Origin of the sequence: Mesorhizobium sp. M0678 (assembly GCF_040320505.1) — a bacterium.
Taxonomy (GTDB): domain Bacteria; phylum Pseudomonadota; class Alphaproteobacteria; order Rhizobiales; family Rhizobiaceae; genus Mesorhizobium.
On the sequence record NZ_JAMYPT010000001.1, the window covers coordinates 351,109 to 369,702 of the forward strand.

Sequence of the window (18,594 nt, forward strand, 5' to 3'; positions counted from 1 at the left end):
CGCGAGATCGAACATGGTTGATGGGCAATGATGACAGGGCGATGGCAATTGGCGCACGGACGCCATCTCGACCTTGGCGGCAAGGCCGTGGTCGTCGGCATCCTCAACATCACGCCGGACAGTTTTTCCGACGGCGGCCTGTTCGATGCGCCGGAAAAAGCAGTGGCTCAGGCGCGCCGCATGGTCGAGGAGGGGGCCTCCGTCATCGACATCGGCGGAGAATCGACACGTCCCGGGGCGTCTGCGGTCTCCGCAAAGGAAGAGCAGGCTCGCATATTGCCGGTCATCGAGGCGCTCGCGACGTCTGGCGGAACGCTGATCTCGGTCGATACCTATCGCGAGGATACGGCCCGGCTTGCCGTCCAAGCCGGCGCGCATATCGTCAATGACGTCTGGGGCCTGCAGCGCGAACCGGGCATTGCCCGGGTCGCGGCCGAAACCGGCGCTGGCCTTGTCGTCATGCACACTGGACGGGACCGGCAGAAACTGCCCGACGTGATTGCCGATCAGCTCTTCTTCCTCAGGAAGTCGCTGGAAATCGCGCGGCGGAGCGGTGTTGCCGACGACCATATCGTGCTCGATCCGGGCTTCGGCTTTGCCAAGGAGACGGCAGCGGAAAATCTTGACCTGATGGCACGGTTTTCCGAGCTTCATGCGCTGGGTTTTCCACTGATGGCCGGCACATCGCGAAAGCGCTTTATCGGCACCGTCACCGGCCGCGACGCAGCCGCAAGAGGCGCCGGGACCGCGGCCACCAGCGTTATCCTGAGGCTCAAAGGCGCGCATCTCTTTCGCGTCCACGATGTCGCAATCAACGTGGATGCGCTGGCCATCGCCGATGCTATGCTGGCACGTGAGATCGGGGAAAGCTGAGCCATGTATGTCATCCGCATGAAGAACTGCGCCTTCTTTGCCCGGCACGGTGTGCTGGACGAAGAAGAGACGCTCGGCCAGCGCTTTTATGTCGATGCGGCACTCACGGTGGATCCCGGGCAGGCGCTGGTCGAGGATTCCATCGAGGACACCGTCAATTACGGCATCGCCTTTGCGGTCATCGAGAAGATCATTACCGGCGAACGGCGCTTTCTGATCGAAGCGCTGGCGCTCGAAGTGGCGAGGGCGCTGACGGCGCGGTTTCCGCAGATCAAAAAGGCCGAAATCACCGTGCGCAAGCCGAACGCCCCGGTGCCGGGTGTGCTCGATCATGTCGAGGTGACCGTTGTCTGGCCAGAATAGTAACAACAACAACACCGTCTATCTCAGCCTTGGCGGCAATCTCGGCGATCCGGCGAAGTCGATGGCTGCGGCACTGGGCATTCTGGATGCCAACGAGAGAACGCGCGTCGTTGCCGTTTCGTCGCTCTACCGCACGCCCCCCTGGGGCAAGCTCGATCAGCCGGATTTCCTCAACGCGACGGCCGAAATCTCGACCGCGCTCGCGCCACGGGCTTTGCTCGACCTTTGCCTCGACGCCGAGCGAAAACTGAAGCGGGTGCGCGAGGAGCGCTGGGGTCCACGCCTGATCGATATCGACATTCTGGTGTTCGGCGACCGCATCATCCACGAGACCGGACTGGAGGTGCCGCATCCGCGCATGCTGGAGCGCGCCTTCGTGCTGGCGCCGCTGGCAGAAATTGCGCCGGAGCTTGTGGTCGACGGCAAGAGCGTATCGGAGCGGCTGGCCGCCGTCGACACATCGGGCATTGAACGGCTGCCGTCAGGCCGGGATTGGTGGAAAACCTGATGCTGCCGCCATCGGTGCCTGAAATCAGCCGGAGAACCCACCTCCGTCGAGGAACATTTGTTCGTCCGGTGTCGTCTCGCGGCCAAGCATCCTGTTTCGATGCGGAAAGCGGCCGAAGCGCTGGATGATGTCGCGATGCTCGATCGCATATTTCAGATAGATCGGGGCTTTGGCGGCGGTAAGCTCTGCCGATTTGAGCTGATCGGCGAGGTCCTCCGAATGCTCATAGGGCAGATAGAGAAAAACGCGGAGCTCTTCGTCGAGTGCCAGGTCATGGCCGGCAGCGATCGCTTTCCCGGCGAAATGCCGCGCCAGCGGGTCCGTGGCGTACATGTGGCCGGTGGCGCGAAAGCAGTTTCGCGGAAACTGGTCGAGCAGGATCATCAGTGCCAGCGACCCTTCGGCGTGTTCGGACCAGCCGTCGCATTCGCGGCGGGCGGCGGCAAAGTGCAGATCGAGAAACCGGGTGCGGAAGTCGGCATCAAAGGCGTCGTTCTTCTCGAACCACGCGTCCTCCCCGGCGTCGCGCCAGAATCTGGTGATGGAGACAGCGCGCTCGTCCAGTTCGTTCATCATTCGCGTCTTTCCAACGTTTAATCGGCCGGTTCGGATTTCTGCAGCACGCCGGCGGTCTCCTCGTTGAGCGCCTGGCCCACGCGCCGTGGCGTGCTGAGCGGCGTCGGGATGGGGGTGCCGATATTGCCTTTGAGGAAACGCCGCCCGGCGCGTATGCCTTCGGCCTGTTGAAGCTCGAAACGGGCAGCATCGCGGCGGCGGACGTCCTCGACTACCTCGGCGACCTCTTCCGGATCGACGCCGAGAGCTTCCAGTGTCGAGCCGCCGAAGACAAGCGCCGATTCGAACGTCTCGCGGAGCTGATAGTCGACGCCGGCACGAATGAGCTGCAACGCCGTGCCGCGGTCGAAAGCCCGCGCCAGCACCGTCAGCAACGGAAACTCCGCCTTGATGAGCTCGGCGATGCGCACGGCGGCATCGGGCTTGTCAACGCAGATCAGCACGGCGCGTGCGCGCCCGGCTCCCGCGGCACGCAGGATGTCCAGCCGCGTGCCGTCGCCGTAATAGACCTTGAAGCCGAAATCGGCCGCCGCCTGGATCATTTCGACCTCATTGTCGATGATCGATACGTCGATCCCGCGCAACAAAAGCGGCTGGCTGGCGATCTGGCCGAACCGGCCAAAGCCGATGATCAGCACGCTGCCGGTCAGGCCGTTGGCGACATCGACGCCTTCAAGCGACTGCTCGTCGCGCGGCGTCAGATACCGCAGGGCTATGATTGCCAACGGCGTCAGCACCATGGAAATGATGACGATGGCGGTTAGCATCGCATTGGCCTGGCTATCGATGATCCCGACTGCCGCTGCTGCGGAATAGAGGACGAAGGCGAATTCGCCGCCTTGCGCCATGAAGACCGCGCGCTCGAGCCCTTCCCGGTGGCCGGTTTTGAGAATGCGGGCGACGATATAGATGCCGATCGCCTTCATCATCATGTAGGCGACGACATAGATGGCAATGAGCTGCCAGTTGACGACGACCACATGCAGGTCGAGCGACATGCCGACGGCGAGGAAGAACAGTCCGAGCAGAATGCCGCGGAACGGTTCGATGTCGGCCTCCAGCTGGTGGCGGAAGGTCGATTCCGACAAAAGCACGCCGGCCAGGAAGGCGCCCATCGCCATCGACAGGCCGGAAAGCTGCATGGCGAGCGCCGATCCGAGAACGACCAGAAGGGCGGCTGCGGTCATCACCTCGCGGGCGCGCGCATCCGCCAGGATACGGAAGAACGGATTGAGCAGATAGCGTCCTGCAAGCACCAGCCCGACGATCGCGGCAAGGCCGATGCCGACCTCCGTCAACCGATCCGACAGGCTCATATCGGCGCCGCCCGGCGCGAGGAAGGCGATCAGCGCCAGCAGCGGCACGATGGCCAGGTCTTCCAAAAGCAGGACCGAAACGATGCGCTGGCCCTTGGGCGTGGCCAGTTCGCCGCGTTCTTCCAGCAATTGCATGACGATGGCCGTCGAGGTGAGCACGAAACCGGCGCCGGCGACGAAGGATTGCGCGATAGGAAAACCTCCCGCCAGCCCGACGCCGGTCAGCAGGACCGCGCAGACGCCGACCTGCAGCGCGCCAAGCCCGAAAATCTCGCGGCGCATGCCCCATAGCCGTGACGGCTGCATCTCCAGCCCGATGATGAACAGAAACATGACGACGCCGAGTTCGGCGACATGAAGAATGGCTTCCGATTCGGAAAAGATGCGCAGCCCGAACGGACCGATCACGACGCCGGCCGTCAAATAGCCGAGGATGGAGCCAAGTCCGATGCGCCTGAAGATCGGCACCGCAACGACGCCGGCGGCGAGCAGCGCCACCACCTGGATCAGATCGCCGTTCGATGCCTCTGCCGCCATGCCTGCCGTTCCGCTCTCTTGCAACAAGCGGCCAAGATAGGGGCTTCGGGGCGGATCGAACAGTGCGAATCCGGCGTGTTGTGAAGGCGATATTGCAGGCGCACTGAACAGGATAATGGGCTCCCGCGCGTTGCTTGTTCCAGCAATCCGGCGCTAAGGACGCCCGGCTTCGGCCAGTGAAGGGCGAGCGACGATCAAGTCGCGGCCCTTTTTTGAGGAGATGACTGACATGAAGAAGTTCTTGCTGCTTGCCGTTGGCATCGCGGCACTTGCCGGTTCTGCCTGTTCGAAGGCGCCGGAGTGCACGACCGAGATGCTGACCAAGAAGGCCCAGGACATGACTGCGGCACTTCAGGCTGCGATTACCAAGAATCCGGCCAAGGCAGCCGACCTCGGGGCCAAGGTCCAGGCGGTCACAACCAAATATCAGAGCGGCACGACAGCGGCTGAGGCCTGCAAGGCCTATGACGAAGTGATTGCCGCGATCAAGGACTGAGCGCCCATTTGCAAATCAAAAGAGGGCGGCGCCGTTTGGCCGCCGCCCTTCTCACGCTGAAAGTCAGTTCGGAGTTATGGAGCCGACCTCGACTGCATCGATCCGCTTCAGCTTCATGCCGATGACCGGGACCAGCTGCTGGTCGACGCGCACGGCAACGGTCACCGTCATTGAATTGTCGTCGGGGACAAGCGCCTGCATAACGCCGCGCAACTGATTGCGATTGATGGTGAAAACCACCTTGTGCGCATCGACGACATTGCCGCCGATAATGTCGAGGCCGGAGCCGGCGGCCCCGCCCATAAAGCTGCCCTTGTAGCCCTGCCGGCCCTTGTGTTCGATCGTTGCCGACATCTGCTGAGTGAACATACCGACCCGGCAGCCGCCGTCGAGCGACATGCCGACCTTGCCGTCAGGCGTCGAGCCGATGAAGCTGCAGGTGAATTTCGTGCCTTTGTATTTGCCGGCAACGATTTCTCCGGGGCCGACCCATTTGCCTTCGACCGATCGAAAGAACTGCTTGTCCGGTTCCGCCGCCGAAGCGTTTCCGGCAATGCCGACGGTTGCGACAAGCGCGAGCGCCACGGGCAGCCCGCTGGACAGAATAACGCTTTTCATCGACGACACCCGGCAACAAAGAGACTGGTTTGGACGCTTCCGACCATGGACAAGATTGGTTAATGCTTTGTCACCCCAAGGCAATAGTCACGTTCCGGAAGCGGATGTTTCTTTTTCTTTCTTTGCTGCAAAGGAGGTCAGCGCGGAGAGGAAATCGCCCAATCCGGGCCGCCTGACCGCGTAAAAGGGCAGGGGCCTTGCGGTTTCCATCGCTGCAATGCCGATGCGCGCAGTCATCATGCCGTTGACGACGCCTTCGCCGAGCTTGGCCGAGAGCCGGGCGGCAAGGCCGTGGCCGACGATCTGCTGGACGAAACTGTCGCCGACGGCGATCGACCCGGTGACCGCGAGATGGGCCAGAACGCTGCGCGCCAGGCGAAAAAAGCCAAGCGTGCCGGGGCGGCCGCCATAAAGCTCCGACAGCCGGCGAATCAACCGGCCGGCTTCGAACACGACATAAGCGACGTCGACCAGCGCGCGGGGGCTGACCGCGGTCACCAGCGAGACGCGCTTCGCCGCTTCGAGGATCATCACCCTGGCGCGGGCATCGAGCGGGCCGAGTATCTCGGTCTCGGCCAGCCGCACCAGATTGCCGCCGTCAATGATCTCGCCGCGCAATTCGGCCAGCGAGCGCCTGCCGGCCGCGGTTTCAGGCTTGGCCGAGACAAAGACCGACAACTCGTCGACCACGGCGCGGGCGGCCTTCGGATCGTCACGGGCAATCGCATCGAGCGCCCGCTTCTGCAACTTTTCGACCTCGGCAAGGCGGGCAATCGCCATGAATTCGCGCACCAGGATGATCAGAAGCGCCAGGATGGCGATCGCGGCCATAGCGGCAGCCAGCCAGCCCAGCCACTCGGCGCGCTCGAACAGGTCGCGAATCAGCTGGTCGGTCCAGAGGCCGACGGCGAGCGAAACCAGAACGCCCAGCGCGCCGAAGAACAGGCTGCCAAGCGGCGAACGTTTTCGCGGCGCAATCGCCGGCGGCGGTTCGGCAGCGACGATATGAGGCTCGTCGAAGACGTCGATCTCCGCCGGTGTGACCACGGCAAGATCCGCCGTCACGGTACGCGGCTTTCGCGCCGGCGCGGCCTCGGACGCAGCATGGTGAGCCGTCGAATCTTCCTTCTGCTGGGGCTCCGGCTCTATGCGAAAGGCCGCCGGTCTGCGGGGCGCACTCATGCGAGATGATCTCCGATCAGGAACTGCAGCGCGCGGTCGAGCCTGATATGCGGCAGCGACAGCGTCACACCCTCGGCGGTGCGCTCGAGTTTCGGCGGGCGAAAGCGCACGAAGCGGATCGCGGGGTCGTCATTGTTCTGCCGGCGGGTCGATTCGGAAACGTCGAACACCGCATCAACTTTCTCCGGCAAGTCACCGGGAAATATGGCTGTTTCGGTCTTTCCGTCAAAGGTTTCGCCATCGATTTTTTCGCCGCGCAATGGCGTGCCGATAATGACCGGCAAAGTCTCGCGGCCCTGCTTGACCGTGCCTTCCCGGGTCGCGCGCATGGCAGCCATAGCGACGACGTCGACGTCGGCGCCGGTGAAATTCGCCCGCGCCACGGCTCGGTCGGCTAGCCGCCGCACGATCGCCTGCAGCCGGTCGTGGCTTTCGTGGTGCAGATGGTCGGCCTTGGTCGCGGCCACCAATATGCGGTCGATACGCCTCGAAAACAGGTCGGTCAGGAAGTTGCCCCGGCCGGGCCGGAAACAGGACAGGATTTCGGTGACCGCGCGCTCCAGATCGGCCATCGCACCGGGGCCGGCATTCAATGCCTGCAATGCGTCGATGAGCACGATCTGGCGGTCGAGACGCGTGATGTGTTCGCGAAAGAACGGTTTGACGACATGCGTCTTGTAAGCCTCGTAGCGCCGCTCCATCATAGCCTGCAGCGATCCCGAGCGGGCGCGCCGGCCGCCCAGATTCGGCAGCGGCGCGAAGGTGAGAGCGGGCGAGCCTTCAAGATCGCCGGGCATCAGGAAGCGGCCGGGCGGCAAGGTCGAAAGCGCCCGCTCGTCGAGTTTGCAGGCCTTGAGATAGGCCGCGAAGCTCTCAGCGAGACGGCGCGCCGTCATCTCGTCGGCCTCGGCGTTGGGGTCGACCGGATTGGAGAGCGCCCGCCATTCCCGCGAAAGGTCGACACGCACCGGCAACACGGCCATCTCGAAGGCCTCACGCGAAAAATCGGCGTAGGACTTGCCGAGCAGCGGCAGGTCGAGCAGCCATTCGCCGGGATAATCGACGATGTCGACCGACAATTTGCCGGCGGAAAACATGCGGCTCCAGCCAGAGGCCGATTCGTATTCGATGGTGAGCCTCAGTTCGGAAATCGCACGCGTCGAATCCGGCCAGACGCGATCGTCGACAAGAGCCGCGATGTGATCCTCGTACTGGAAGCGTGGTACCGCGTCGTCCGGCTGCTCTTCGAGAAAAGCCCGGGCGATGCGCCCCGATTTTTGTGCCTCAAACAGCGGCAAGCGTCCGCCATGGACCAGATTGTGCACAAGGGCCGAGATGAACACCGTCTTGCCGGCGCGGGACAGCCCGGTCACGCCAAGACGCAGTGACGGAGCGAAAAGCCCGGCAGCGCGGCCTGACAACGTATCCAAGGCAATCTTCGCCTCGTCGGTAAAAGTCGTCAGCGATGATGCCAAATCTGTTCTCGCGGGCCGGTCAGGATCCGATATAGGCTTTGATGCGCGGCTTTGAAATGGCCTCAGATATCGGCAGGTGTCAGGAAGGCTTCGAGATAGCCGGTGCCTGGCGCAGCCTCGGCAAGTCTGCCGTTGAACCGGACCACCGCAAGTGCGGAGGTCGGGAAGCCGTGGTTCAGCATGGCCCGCGCGGTCTCGTTGCCGTCGCCTGAGAGCGCCATGGCGAGATCCTCGATCATCGGATTGTGGCCGATGACGAGCAAGGCATCCAGCCCGCCATTCTGCCGGATGGCAGTGAGGTACGCGGCGGCATCGTCGCTGTAGAAGGTGTCACAGAACAGCACCCGGCCCGTGTCCGTATGGCCAGCCAAGCTTTCCAGCGTCTGGCGGGCGCGCTTGGCGCTTGAGCAAAGGGTGCGGGCCGGTGCGTATTTGCGGGAACGCATCAGCACGCCCATCGCTTCGGCATCGGCGAAGCCGGATGGATCGAGCGGGCGGTCGAAGTCAGCCACGCCAGGCAGCGCCCAGCCGGCCTTCGCATGCCTCAGCAGGTAAAGTCTGGTCACCGGATCCCCGTTGTGCCGGGCACCGAACCCGTCAGCACGCCGCAGGATTTGCCATCAGAAGAGCTCCGTGCGCAATGGCAAGCGCCCCTCAAGCATAGCGAATCATGTACGGATTCGGTCGTATTCTTCGCAAAAAGGGCATCGCAGATGCTGATTTGTCCGAGACTAACAATTGCGTGAAACTGTCGTCGATTGACCTTGTGCAGCTTTCGGTCCGCGAATATATAGGCGCCAAATTTGGGGTTTGTTGGGTGAGTCGAATGAACGACATCGTTACCGCCGATTACGTACCCTCCGAAGACGAGCCGTTCATGAACGAGCGGCAGAAATCCTACTTTCGCATGAAGCTCGTCACCTGGAAGAACGACATCTTGCGCGAAGCGCGCGAAACTCTCGAAATCCTGCAGCAGGAAAACGCCAACCACCCCGACCTCGCCGATCGCGCCTCCTCCGAAACCGACCGCGCCATCGAACTTCGCGCCCGCGATCGCCAGCGAAAACTCATCTCCAAGATCGATTCGGCCCTCCAGCGCCTTGACGAAGGCACTTACGGCTATTGCGAGGAGACGGGCGAGCCGATCGCGCTGAAGCGGCTCGACGCGCGCCCGATCGCCACCTTGTCGATCGAGGCACAGGAGCGCCATGAGCGGCGCGAGAAGGTCTACCGCGACGACTGAGTCGCCGGGAAAAACAGCGGCATCAGTAAAGCGTTCACAATGGCCGGTTTTCCGGCCATTTTCATTGGCCGTTCGCTATCGGCCTATCTTTTCTGATTGGACAACTCGCCGAGGAGCTTCGTCATCTCGTCGTCGAGAGAGGGCGATGCCTTCGCCACCGGCTTGCTCGGCGTTTGGCTGAAGCGTGGCTCGTCGAGGGAAACCTCCAGCTCCTTCATCAGCGCATCGTCAATCGACTCGTGCTGTGCAGGCGGCTCGTATCTTGCCGGGGAGTCCTGTCTTGCCGGCGGCTGCGCATGCCGCGAGGCATTGGCGTTGACGGATCCATAACTTGGCAACGGTGTGACGTTCGATGCCGGTTTCGGCGCCGGCGCCGGCATTGTTGCCGGCATCGTCGCCGTCTGGCGGGCTCGGACAGGGGTCGCGGTTACGCTTGCCGGCTGCGGTGGCGCTTGCCTCACCGGCGCGGCGGTGGTCGAAGCAGACCTTGCTGCCGGCTGGTGGCCGTTGTCTCCGGTCAATGCCGGGCGCCGCAGCGCCGAGAGCCTGATGTCGCGCTCGACGACGACGTCGGTCGGACCACCGATCAAGAGCAGGTGCTCGATATCGTCACGGCGCACCAGCACCAGCCGCCGGTGACTGTCGACCGCTGTGGCATCCATGACAGCCAGCCGCGTCTTGCGGTTCCTGCCGCCGGCGACGAATGTCCCGAACGTCAGGCTGCGGACCAGCCTGATGATAAGAAGAATGATGAGCAGAAGGACAAGTACTGCAAACGTCCATAGGATTGCTGCGGCATAACCAGGACCCGCCACGCCATCCAGCCATTGCAGCATTGGTTCCCCCAAAATCAGCTTTCGAAGAGAGGCGACACTAGACTGTTGCGGCAGGCCACCGCAAGTTGCCTTTCACGCTTCGTGAACAGCTTGAAACGCCGGGAGCCGAACGGCGTCATTTTTAACGGACATCTGCAGCCGGGCCTTTTCCCAACCCTGAGAATATGATTCAACCGACACCGGAATTCACGAGCAGGGGGCACATGGCCAAGGAAGCGCGCGGCGATTTCTATCCGGTACCTATCGTCGACCAGAACACGCGGCCGGGAGCGGTCACCCGGCTCATCGTCTTCATCGTCGTCCTGACTGGGGCAGCGATCGTCTTCGGCCTTTTCCGCGAGCGCCTTGGCGATCCATTCCTGCTCGGCATGCTTGGCGTGCTGGCGATGATCGGCGTCGGCTTTCTATTCGCCACTGCGATCGGCTTCGTGCACATCACGCCGCGCTCGACAAGCGACGAACTGTCGAAAGCTTTCGTCGATTCGATGTCGCAAGGTCTCCTGGTCACCGACACCAAAGGCCGTATCATCTACGCCAACCGGACCTATGCCGATATGACGGGTGCCGAGTCGGCCGCCGACCTCAAGACCGTCGAAGGTTTGCTTTCAGACGTTCCCGAGGCCTCGGTGACCATATACCGGCTGGCGTCCGGCCTGCGTGATGGCCAGCCTGGCGACGGCGAGTTTCGGCTCGCGCAGTCCATTCGGCCAGGCGCCGAACCGGGCGCTCGCTGGTACCGCGTTCGGGCCCGCGCCTTCAGCGTTCCCGGCCAGCGGCTGCCCATGCTTGCCTGGCAGCTTGCCGACATCTCGCAGGAACGGGCCGAGCAGGAGCGGTTCTTTCTCGACCTGCAAAAGGCGATCGATCACCTCGACCATGCGCCGGCCGGTTTCTTTTCGGCCGACCAGGAAGGCCGCGTCACCTATATCAACGCGACCCTTGCGGAGTGGCTGGGCATCGACCTGGCCAGCTTCACTCCCGGCGCCATCACGCTGCCGGAGATCGTCGCCGGCGACGGCATGGCGCTGGTCCGTTCGGTCAAGGCCGACGCTGGTACCACGCGCAATGCCGTTATCGACCTCGATCTGACGACGATGACCGGCGAGGCGCTGCCGGTGCGCTTCATGCATCGTGTCTCGGCCAGCCGAGAGGGGCTCAACGGCCCGACTCGCACCATCGTGCTCAACCGGACGCAAGGCGAGGACGCTTCGGCCGACCTCCGCGCATCGGAAATACGCTTCACGCGGTTCTTCAACTCGACGCCGATGGCGATAGCCGGCGTCGACCATGCCGGCCGCATCCTGCGCACCAATGCGCCGTTCCTGTCGCTGTTTTCCTCGGTCGTCGACCGCGATGCGGTCGATCGGCGTGTGCGGCTGGATACGGTGATCCACGAGCGCGACCGGCCGGCTTTCGCCGCGGCCTTTGAAAAGGCACGCCAGCAACAGGCTGACATCGAGCCGATCGATACGGTGCTGCCCGGCAATGAGGAGCGCCACATACGCTTCTACGTCAACGCGGTCGCAGACGGTACCGGTGGCGAGGGCGCCGAGGAATCGGCCATCGTCTATGCCGTGGAGACCACTGAGCAAAAAGCCCTCGAGGGCCAGATGGCGCAGAGCCAGAAGATGCAGGCGGTCGGCCAACTCGCCGGCGGCATCGCGCATGATTTCAACAATGTGCTGACCGCCATCATCATGGCCTCGGACCTGCTTTTGACCAACCACCGGCCGTCCGATCCGTCGTTCCCGGACATCATGAACATCAAGCAGAATGCCAACCGGGCGGCCTCGCTGGTGCGGCAGTTGCTGGCCTTCTCGCGCAAGCAGACGCTGCGGCCGGAGGTGCTCAACCTGACCGACGTGCTCGCAGATCTAAGGATGCTGCTTGCCCGGCTGGTCGGCAACGACATCAAGCTCAAAATCGACCATGGCCGCGACCTGTGGCCGGTCAGGGTCGATATCGGGCAATTCGAGCAAGTGGTGGTCAATCTGGCGGTCAATGCACGCGATGCGATGCCGGCCGGCGGCGAGCTCACCGTACGCACCCGCAACGTCAGCGCCGGAGAGTGCAAGACCTTTTCCTACCGCGAACTTACTCCGGCCGACTATGTGCTGGTCGAGGTCGAGGACAGCGGCAGCGGCATCGCGCCTGATGTGCTGAAAAAGATCTTCGAGCCCTTCTTCACGACAAAGGAGGTTGGCAAGGGAACCGGCCTCGGCCTGTCCATGGTCTATGGCATCATCAAGCAAACAGGCGGCTTCATCTTCTGCGATTCCGAAGTCGGCAAGGGATCCGTGTTCCGCATCTTCCTGCCGCGGCACATTGCGGAGGCAAGGAAGGCGGGCGAGGCTGGAGAAGTGCCGGCCGCCCCTGCCAAGATCGCCGACTCAGCCAAGGATCTGTCGGGCTCGGCCACGGTGCTGCTGGTCGAGGACGAGGACGCCGTGCGCATGGGCGGCATGCGGGCGCTGAAATCGCGCGGCTACACCGTCCACGAGGCGTCGTCGGGCGTCGAGGCGCTTGAAGTCTACGAAGCGCTCGGCGGCAAGGTCGACGTCGTGGTGTCGGACGTGGTGATGCCGGAAATGGATGGCCCGACGCTGCTTGGCGAATTGCGCAAACGGCAGCCCGACATCAAGTTTATCTTCGTGTCCGGCTATGCCGAAGACGCGTTCGCCAAGAACTTGCCGGCCGACGCGCATTTCGGCTTCTTGCCGAAGCCGTTTTCGCTCAAGCAATTGGCCACGATCGTAAAGGACATGCTGGAATCCTGACCCTTCCAACGCTCCGCTTGCGCAATGTCGTGAGACTGCCATGATTGCAGGCGAAACGGGCGACGGGTTTTGGAAGCATGCCGTGACGCCACACAACGAGGCTAGCAAAGGCGACTACGCAAGCACGGTGCTGCTGCCGGGCGACCCGCAGCGCGCTGAATGGATGGCGGAGACCTTTCTGGAAGCGTCGCGCTGCGTCAACCGCCGCCGCGGCGCGCTCGGCTTTACCGGGTTGTTTCGCGGCAAGCCTGTAAGCGTCCAGTCCACCGGCATCGGCGTCCCGTCATTCCTGGTCTACGTGCACGAGCTGCTGGATTTCTACGGTGCGAAAACGTTGATCCGCACCGGCACCTGCGGCGGCCTGACCGCCGAGATGGCGCTGCGCAGCCTGGTGATCGCACAATCGGTGCGCGGCGAAAATGCGGAGAGCGGCCAGGTTTTTGGTCTCTATCGTGCCGATGCCGGCCCCGATCCTGCATTGTTGGCCCAGGCGTTGGCCCGGGCTTCGGAACTCGGGATCGACCATCGGGCCGGGCTGACGATCTGCAGCGACATTTTTTATCATCCGCTGGGGCGCGAACGCTTTGCCGAAGCACAGGCACAGGGGGCGCTCGCCGTGGATATGGAAACCAGCGCACTCTACCGCATTGCGGCCGATTTCGGCGCCCGGGCGCTGTCGATCCTGACCGTCGTCGACAATGTGGCAACCGGCGAGCAGACCGACTATTCCGAACGCCAGGGCCTTTTCACCGATATGACCCGGCTGGCGCTCGACATGGCGGCGGAGAGCTAGGCGGCTTCTACTTCGGAGTACGGAACCTCGCCAGGTTCCGTACTTTTCAACGCTTCGTGCAGGTCGAGGCGGTAAAGGCGCCGTCTGGCTGCTTCATGATGATATCGAAGGACGGGGTGGTTCCGCTTTCCAGCGTCGCCTGCGTAAGCGAGATCGAGTTGCCGCCACTGGTGTAGCCGCCCAGCGGACCCAGCCAGGTGATCACGCCGTCTGCATCCATCTGGTAATTGTAGCTTTGCGGCGCGATGCCGAAGCTCACCGGACCGCTATAGACGTTTCCCTTGATGGTGATGTCGCCGAGGCTGAGGAACATGCCAAGCAGATAGACTTCGCAATGATAGGAGCCGTCCGGCAGCTTGCCGTCGCTGAAGCCGGCGCGCGCTACGGTCGTCGCCGCCAGCAGAAGCATGGCGGTGAAAATGCAAGAAGCTCTGAAGGCCATGGAGTCCCCCGTTAAGGGTTCGAACTTGCCTCATTTCGCTGCGGCGCTGCAATCCTCGCCAGCGCTCATATGATGCTGCTCAAAATTCGGGCATTGGCCTATATGTGAGTAAAACTTAGGCTGATACGAGTGATCTTTTCTCATTTCAAACCTGGCAGGGGAGGTTCATCTCCTGCGGCTAATACATTAACCGACTGACAGGGCTGGGAAATCTCAAACACTCCGATCTTTCGCCGGTGATTGGCACAGCCGTTGCATGGTCCTGTTCCGATGCAGTTAACCAGCTTGGGAGTTTAAAAGTATGAGGGGCAGTTTCTCGACAATAACAAAAATGTTTTCGGCCGGCGTGGTCACCGCCGGCCTGCTGATGAGCATTCCCGCCAGGGCGGCCGACGACACCATCAAGGTCGGCATCCTCCATTCGCTGTCGGGAACCATGGCGATCTCGGAGACGACGCTGAAGGACGCCATGCTGATGCTCATCGAAGAGCAGAATGCCAAGGGCGGCCTGCTCGGCAAGAAGCTCGAGGCGGTGGTCGTCGATCCGGCTTCCAACTGGCCGCTGTTCGCAGAAAAAGCGCGCGAGCTGATCTCGAAGGACAAGGTCGCCGCGGTGTTCGGCTGCTGGACCTCGGTGTCGCGCAAATCGGTGCTGCCGGTGTTCAGCGAGCTCGACAACATCCTGTTCTACCCCGTCCAGTACGAAGGCGAGGAAAGCGAGCGCAACGTGTTCTACACCGGTGCGGCGCCGAACCAGCAGGCCATTCCGGCCGTCGATTATCTGATGAGCGAGGATGGCGGTTCGGTGAAGCGCTGGGTGCTCGAAGGCACCGACTACGTCTACCCGCGCACCACCAACAAGATCCTCGAAGCCTACCTGAAGGCGAAAGGCGTTGCCGCCGAAGACATCATGGTCAACTACACGCCGTTCGGCTTCTCCGACTGGCAGACCGAAGTCTCGGCGATCAAGAAATTCGGTTCGGCCGGCAAGAAGACCGCCGTCGTCTCGACCGTCAACGGTGACGCCAATGTGCCGTTCTACAAGGAACTCGGCAACCAGGGCATCAAGGCCGAGGACATTCCGGTCATGGCCTTCTCGGTTGGTGAGGAAGAGCTTGCCGGTCTCGACACCGCGCCGCTGGTCGGCCATCTCGCCGCCTGGAATTATTTTGAGAGCGTCGACACGCCCGAGAACGCGAAGTTCATCGCCGACTGGCACAAATTCATCAAGAACGACAAGCGCACCACCAACGACCCGATGGAAGCCCATTATATCGGCTTCAACATGTGGGTGAAGGCGGTCGAGAAGGCCGGCACCACCGATCCGGACAAGGTCATCGACGCCATGGTCGGCGTCTCGGTGCCGAACCTGACCGGCGGTTATTCGACGATGATGCCGAACCATCACATCACCAAGCCGGTGCTGATCGGCGAAATCCAGGCCGACGGCCAGTTCGAAACCGTCTCGCAGACGCCGGGCCTGGTGATGGGCGACGAGTGGTCCGACTATCTGCCTGACTCCAAGGACCTGATCTCCGATTGGCGCGCGCCTCTGTCCTGCGGCAACTTCAACGTTGCCACCGGCAAATGCGGCGGCAAGGGAACCAACTGATCCTCCCGGTCTGTCCTCCCAGACCCGCAAGCCTCCGGGCAGGCTCCTCCTCCAGCCTGCCCGGAGGCGACATTCAATCTTCAAGAGCCACCAGAAACCAATGATCCTGATCCGCGCGATTGGCCTGATGCTGCTCCTTCTCCAGGGGACGCTGCTGCCGTCGAACGCCAGCGAAGCAGATCTGCGCGTGGTCATCGCCAAATTCGCCACCGCCGCCAATTTTCCGGCGATAGAAGCCGTGGTGCGGGAGCTTGCGGCTTCCGGCGATCCGGCCGTAGAACGGCCGCTTGCCGCGCTTGCGGAGGGCAGCCTTTACGTGCGCAAGGCCGATTCACTGGTCTTTGTCGGCAAGGAGAGCGGCGACGGCATCGAGCTGCTCGATGCGCTTACCGGCGAAAGATCGGGCGAAGCTGCCAAGGCCGACATCAGCAAGATCAAGGTCAACAACACGCTGCGCCGCGTCATTCGCGATGCATTGGGCACGCTGACGCTTGGCTCAAAGGATCCGGCCGTGCGCATTGCCGCCGCCGACACCATGTTCAAAACGCCCGACGCGGCAAACATCGAGCCGCTCGACACCGCCATCGCCAATGAGAGCGTGGCAAGCGTCAAGGCGCTGCTAGAACAGGCCCGCGCCGCGTCGGTTCTCGTTTCCGACAGGCCGGAGGCCGACAAACTGGCGGCAATCGCGCTCATCGGTGCGCGCAGCGACCGCGATGCGGTGTCGCTGCTCACGTCGGTCGAGGCCAGTTCCGAAGGTGCGGTGAAAGACGCGGCGACGGCTGCGATCGCCAACATCAATTCGACGCTGGCGCTGTGGGATGCCGGCCAGAATATCTGGTACGGCATATCGCTTGGATCGGTGCTGCTGCTGGCGGCGATTGGCCTTGCCATCACTTTCGGCGTCATGGGCGTCATCAACATGGCGCATGGCGAGATGGTCATGCTCGGCGCCTACACGACCTTCGTCGTGCAGGAGGTTATCCGTAATTCCTTTCCCGGTCTGTTCGACTGGTCGCTGGTCATCGCCCTGCCGCTGGCCTTCCTGGTGGCGGCGCTCGTCGGCCTTGTCATCGAGCGCGGGCTGATCCGCTTCCTCTATGGACGGCCGCTGGAGACGCTGCTGGCGACATGGGGTGTGTCGCTGATCCTGCAGCAGGCCGTACGCACCATCTTCGGGCCGACCAACCAGGAGGTCGGCAACCCGTCCTGGATGTCCGGCTCGTTCAATATCGGCCAGCTTGCCGTGACCTGGAACCGGCTCTGGATCCTCGTATTCGCGCTCGGCGTGTTCGCTGTGCTGCTCTACGTGATGAAACGCACGCCCTGGGGGCTGCAGATGCGTGCCGTCACCGCCAATCGCCGCATGGCCGCCTCGATGGGCATCAGGACGCCTTGGGTCGATGCGCTAACGTTTGCACTCGGCTCCGGCATTGCCGGCATCGCTGGTGTCGCGCTCAGCCAGATCGACAACGTCTCGCCCAATCTCGGCCGCGGCTACATCATCGACAGTTTCATGGTCGTCGTTTTCGGCGGTGTCGGCAATCTCTGGGGCACGCTGGTCGGCGCTTTCTCGCTCGGCATCGTCAACAAGTTCCTCGAACCTTATGCCGGAGCAGTGCTCGGCAAGATCGTCGTCCTGGTGCTGATCATCCTGTTCATCCAGAAACGCCCGCGCGGTCTGTTCGCGCTAAAGGGCAGGTCGGTGGAAGCATGATCACGGGACGCTTCTTTGCCGCCGGCGCCGACCGCCGCGTCGCCATCACCATCTTCATCCTGCTGGCGGTTGCAATCGTCGTGCCGCTGCTCAATCTTGCGGTCTCGCCGACAAGTGCGTTTTACGTGCCGTCCTATATCGTCGCGCTCACCGGCAAATACCTCTGCTACGCACTGCTCGCCTTGGCGCTCGATCTCGTCTGGGGCTATTGCGGCATCCTCTCGCTCGGCCACGGCGCCTTCTTCGCACTCGGCGGCTATTCGATGGGCATGTATCTGATGCGCCAGATCGGCTCGCGCGGCGTCTACGGCAATCCGCTGCTGCCGGATTTCATGGTGTTCCTTAACTACAAGGAATTGCCATGGTTCTGGTATGGTTTCGACCATTTCTGGTTTGCCGCGATCATGGTGCTTGCGGTGCCCGGCCTGCTCGCCTTCGTCTTCGGCTGGTTTGCCTTCCGCAGCCGCGTCACCGGCGTCTACCTGTCGATCATCACCCAGGCGATGACCTATGCGCTGCTGCTTGCGTTTTTCCGCAACGACATGGGTTTCGGCGGCAACAACGGCCTAACTGATTTCAAGGACATTCTAGGGTTCAACGTGCAGGCCGACATGACGCGGTCGGCGCTGTTCGCGGCCAGCGCCGTCATGCTGGCGTTTGCCGTCTTCGTCACCTGGGCAATCGTCGGTTCCAAGTACGGCAAGCTTTTAATGGCGGTGCGCGATGCCGAGAGCCGCACGCGCTTTCTCGGCTGGCGGGCGGAGAACGTCAAACTGTTCGCCTTCACCGTGTCGGCGGTGATGGCCGGCATCGCCGGTGCGCTTTACGTGCCGCAGGTCGGCATCATCAACCCTGGCGAATTCGAGCCGTCCAATTCGATCGAGGTGGTGGTGTGGGCGGCCGTCGGCGGGCGCGGCACCATCGTCGGGCCGATCATCGGCGCGCTTCTGGTCAATGCCGGTAAATCCTGGTTCACCGGCGTGCTGCCGGAATTCTGGCTGTTTGCGCTGGGCGGACTGTTTGTCGCCGTCACGCTGTTCCTGCCCAAGGGCATCATCGGCATGTGGGATTCCTGGCGCGGCAACGCCAAGGCGCTGCGGGCGGCCTCGGTTGCCGAGGAAGTCGGCATCGATCCCGATGCGCCGGTGCCGCCGAAAACCGACCGCTCGGCGGCGAGAAGGCCGGGCGACTGGTCGGCCTCCGGCGCCGAACCGCAGCCGGCGGAGTGAT

Annotated in this window: 18 protein-coding genes; 10 read left to right on the forward strand and 8 right to left on the reverse strand. The window is 62.7% G+C overall.

The features are described 5' to 3' along the window. The first annotated feature begins 27 nt into the window (after window positions 1-27). The 3 genes from folP to folK are packed head-to-tail and all read left to right on the forward strand — an operon-like array spanning window position 28 to window position 1,744. A complete protein-coding gene (folP, locus tag NKI29_RS01615) occupies window positions 28-873 on the forward strand; it encodes a dihydropteroate synthase (protein ID WP_352568756.1) in 846 nt (281 codons plus the stop codon). Window positions 874-876: 3 nt separating this feature from the next. Continuing rightward, window positions 877-1,236 carry a dihydroneopterin aldolase gene (gene folB, locus NKI29_RS01620; protein ID WP_352568755.1) on the forward strand — a complete coding sequence of 120 codons (360 nt, stop codon included), beginning with the start codon at window positions 877-879 and terminating at the stop codon, window positions 1,234-1,236. Continuing rightward, window positions 1,220-1,744 (forward strand): 2-amino-4-hydroxy-6-hydroxymethyldihydropteridine diphosphokinase, encoded by a 525-nt coding sequence (folK, locus tag NKI29_RS01625; RefSeq protein WP_352568754.1) that lies wholly within the window; start codon window positions 1,220-1,222, stop codon window positions 1,742-1,744. The genes folB and folK overlap by 17 nt, the downstream gene beginning before the upstream one ends. 24 nt (window positions 1,745-1,768) lie before the next feature. On the opposite strand, the gene NKI29_RS01630 is transcribed toward folK, so the two are convergent. Together NKI29_RS01630 and NKI29_RS01635 are read right to left on the reverse strand one after the other, a co-directional pair. Next, window positions 1,769-2,320, reverse strand: coding sequence for a DUF924 family protein (locus tag NKI29_RS01630; RefSeq protein WP_502894566.1), 552 nt, complete (start codon window positions 2,318-2,320; stop codon window positions 1,769-1,771). A 17-nt stretch (window positions 2,321-2,337) separates the two neighbouring features. Next, on the reverse strand, window positions 2,338-4,173 hold the full coding sequence (locus tag NKI29_RS01635; RefSeq protein WP_352754780.1) for a monovalent cation:proton antiporter-2 (CPA2) family protein: 1,836 nt from the start codon (window positions 4,171-4,173) through the stop codon (window positions 2,338-2,340). A gap of 229 nt (window positions 4,174-4,402) precedes the next feature. Between NKI29_RS01635 and NKI29_RS01640 the strand changes: the two genes are divergently transcribed. Beyond that, window positions 4,403-4,669, forward strand: coding sequence for a hypothetical protein (locus NKI29_RS01640; RefSeq protein ID WP_352697726.1), 267 nt, complete (start codon window positions 4,403-4,405; stop codon window positions 4,667-4,669). Window positions 4,670-4,732: 63 nt separating this feature from the next. On the opposite strand, the gene NKI29_RS01645 is transcribed toward NKI29_RS01640, so the two are convergent. From NKI29_RS01645 to NKI29_RS01660, 4 genes are all read right to left on the reverse strand, one after another. Continuing rightward, window positions 4,733-5,287 (reverse strand): hypothetical protein, encoded by a 555-nt coding sequence (locus NKI29_RS01645; protein WP_352697724.1) that lies wholly within the window; start codon window positions 5,285-5,287, stop codon window positions 4,733-4,735. 87 nt (window positions 5,288-5,374) lie between these two features. Beyond that, window positions 5,375-6,469 (reverse strand): YcjF family protein, encoded by a 1,095-nt coding sequence (locus NKI29_RS01650; RefSeq protein ID WP_352795416.1) that lies wholly within the window; start codon window positions 6,467-6,469, stop codon window positions 5,375-5,377. Next, on the reverse strand, window positions 6,466-7,944 hold the full coding sequence (locus tag NKI29_RS01655) for a YcjX family GTP-binding protein (protein ID WP_352697722.1): 1,479 nt from the start codon (window positions 7,942-7,944) through the stop codon (window positions 6,466-6,468). Before NKI29_RS01655 ends, NKI29_RS01650 begins: the two co-directional genes overlap by 4 nt. Window positions 7,945-8,006: 62 nt before the next feature. Continuing rightward, window positions 8,007-8,510 carry a SixA phosphatase family protein gene (locus NKI29_RS01660; RefSeq protein ID WP_352574988.1) on the reverse strand — a complete coding sequence of 168 codons (504 nt, stop codon included), beginning with the start codon at window positions 8,508-8,510 and terminating at the stop codon, window positions 8,007-8,009. Window positions 8,511-8,770: 260 nt separating this feature from the next. Between NKI29_RS01660 and dksA the strand changes: the two genes are divergently transcribed. Next, window positions 8,771-9,187 carry an RNA polymerase-binding protein DksA gene (dksA, locus tag NKI29_RS01665; protein ID WP_023674847.1) on the forward strand — a complete coding sequence of 139 codons (417 nt, stop codon included), beginning with the start codon at window positions 8,771-8,773 and terminating at the stop codon, window positions 9,185-9,187. An 83-nt stretch (window positions 9,188-9,270) separates the two neighbouring features. On the opposite strand, the gene NKI29_RS01670 is transcribed toward dksA, so the two are convergent. After that, window positions 9,271-10,023: a hypothetical protein gene (locus NKI29_RS01670; protein WP_352754776.1), complete on the reverse strand. Its 753-nt coding sequence runs from the start codon at window positions 10,021-10,023 to the stop codon at window positions 9,271-9,273. A gap of 203 nt (window positions 10,024-10,226) precedes the next feature. Between NKI29_RS01670 and cckA the strand changes: the two genes are divergently transcribed. Both cckA and NKI29_RS01680 read left to right on the forward strand, forming a co-directional pair. Then, window positions 10,227-12,800 (forward strand): cell cycle histidine kinase CckA, encoded by a 2,574-nt coding sequence (cckA, locus tag NKI29_RS01675; RefSeq protein WP_023674849.1) that lies wholly within the window; start codon window positions 10,227-10,229, stop codon window positions 12,798-12,800. Window positions 12,801-12,882: 82 nt separating this feature from the next. After that, window positions 12,883-13,593, forward strand: a complete 711-nt coding sequence (locus tag NKI29_RS01680) for a purine-nucleoside phosphorylase (RefSeq protein WP_023674850.1) — start codon at window positions 12,883-12,885, stop codon at window positions 13,591-13,593. Between the two features lie 46 nt (window positions 13,594-13,639). Here the strand turns inward: NKI29_RS01680 and NKI29_RS01685 are convergent, their stop codons facing one another. After that, complete coding sequence (locus NKI29_RS01685) at window positions 13,640-14,035, reverse strand: hypothetical protein (RefSeq protein WP_023674851.1); 396 nt, start codon at window positions 14,033-14,035, stop codon at window positions 13,640-13,642. A gap of 301 nt (window positions 14,036-14,336) precedes the next feature. Here NKI29_RS01685 and urtA point away from each other — a divergent pair, with 301 nt between their 5' ends. From urtA to urtC, 3 genes are all read left to right on the forward strand, one after another. Continuing rightward, window positions 14,337-15,647 carry an urea ABC transporter substrate-binding protein gene (urtA, locus tag NKI29_RS01690; protein ID WP_023674852.1) on the forward strand — a complete coding sequence of 437 codons (1,311 nt, stop codon included), beginning with the start codon at window positions 14,337-14,339 and terminating at the stop codon, window positions 15,645-15,647. A 100-nt stretch (window positions 15,648-15,747) separates the two neighbouring features. Next, entirely contained in the window at window positions 15,748-17,364 is a 1,617-nt protein-coding gene (urtB, locus tag NKI29_RS01695) for an urea ABC transporter permease subunit UrtB (RefSeq protein WP_352568745.1), read from the forward strand. Next, window positions 17,361-18,593, forward strand: a complete 1,233-nt coding sequence (gene urtC / locus NKI29_RS01700; RefSeq protein WP_352568744.1) for an urea ABC transporter permease subunit UrtC — start codon at window positions 17,361-17,363, stop codon at window positions 18,591-18,593. The genes urtB and urtC overlap by 4 nt, the downstream gene beginning before the upstream one ends. Window position 18,594 lies beyond the last annotated feature (1 nt).

What these genes read in the sequence shown, in the direction of transcription:
- folP (WP_352568756.1), top strand. Translation starts at nt 28, where the DNA reads ATGATGACAGGGCGATGGCAATTGGCGCACGGACGCCATCTCGACCTT.
- folB (WP_352568755.1), top strand. Translation starts at nt 877, where the DNA reads ATGTATGTCATCCGCATGAAGAACTGCGCCTTCTTTGCCCGGCACGGT.
- NKI29_RS01630 (WP_502894566.1), bottom strand. Translation starts at nt 2,320, where the DNA reads ATGATGAACGAACTGGACGAGCGCGCTGTCTCCATCACCAGATTCTGG.
- NKI29_RS01635 (WP_352754780.1), bottom strand. Translation starts at nt 4,173, where the DNA reads ATGGCGGCAGAGGCATCGAACGGCGATCTGATCCAGGTGGTGGCGCTG.
- NKI29_RS01640 (WP_352697726.1), top strand. Translation starts at nt 4,403, where the DNA reads ATGAAGAAGTTCTTGCTGCTTGCCGTTGGCATCGCGGCACTTGCCGGT.
- NKI29_RS01645 (WP_352697724.1), bottom strand. Translation starts at nt 5,287, where the DNA reads ATGAAAAGCGTTATTCTGTCCAGCGGGCTGCCCGTGGCGCTCGCGCTT.
- NKI29_RS01650 (WP_352795416.1), bottom strand. Translation starts at nt 6,469, where the DNA reads ATGAGTGCGCCCCGCAGACCGGCGGCCTTTCGCATAGAGCCGGAGCCC.
- dksA (WP_023674847.1), top strand. Translation starts at nt 8,771, where the DNA reads ATGAACGACATCGTTACCGCCGATTACGTACCCTCCGAAGACGAGCCG.
- NKI29_RS01670 (WP_352754776.1), bottom strand. Translation starts at nt 10,023, where the DNA reads ATGCTGCAATGGCTGGATGGCGTGGCGGGTCCTGGTTATGCCGCAGCA.
- cckA (WP_023674849.1), top strand. Translation starts at nt 10,227, where the DNA reads ATGGCCAAGGAAGCGCGCGGCGATTTCTATCCGGTACCTATCGTCGAC.
- NKI29_RS01685 (WP_023674851.1), bottom strand. Translation starts at nt 14,035, where the DNA reads ATGGCCTTCAGAGCTTCTTGCATTTTCACCGCCATGCTTCTGCTGGCG.
- urtA (WP_023674852.1), top strand. Translation starts at nt 14,337, where the DNA reads ATGAGGGGCAGTTTCTCGACAATAACAAAAATGTTTTCGGCCGGCGTG.
- urtB (WP_352568745.1), top strand. Translation starts at nt 15,748, where the DNA reads ATGATCCTGATCCGCGCGATTGGCCTGATGCTGCTCCTTCTCCAGGGG.
- urtC (WP_352568744.1), top strand. Translation starts at nt 17,361, where the DNA reads ATGATCACGGGACGCTTCTTTGCCGCCGGCGCCGACCGCCGCGTCGCC.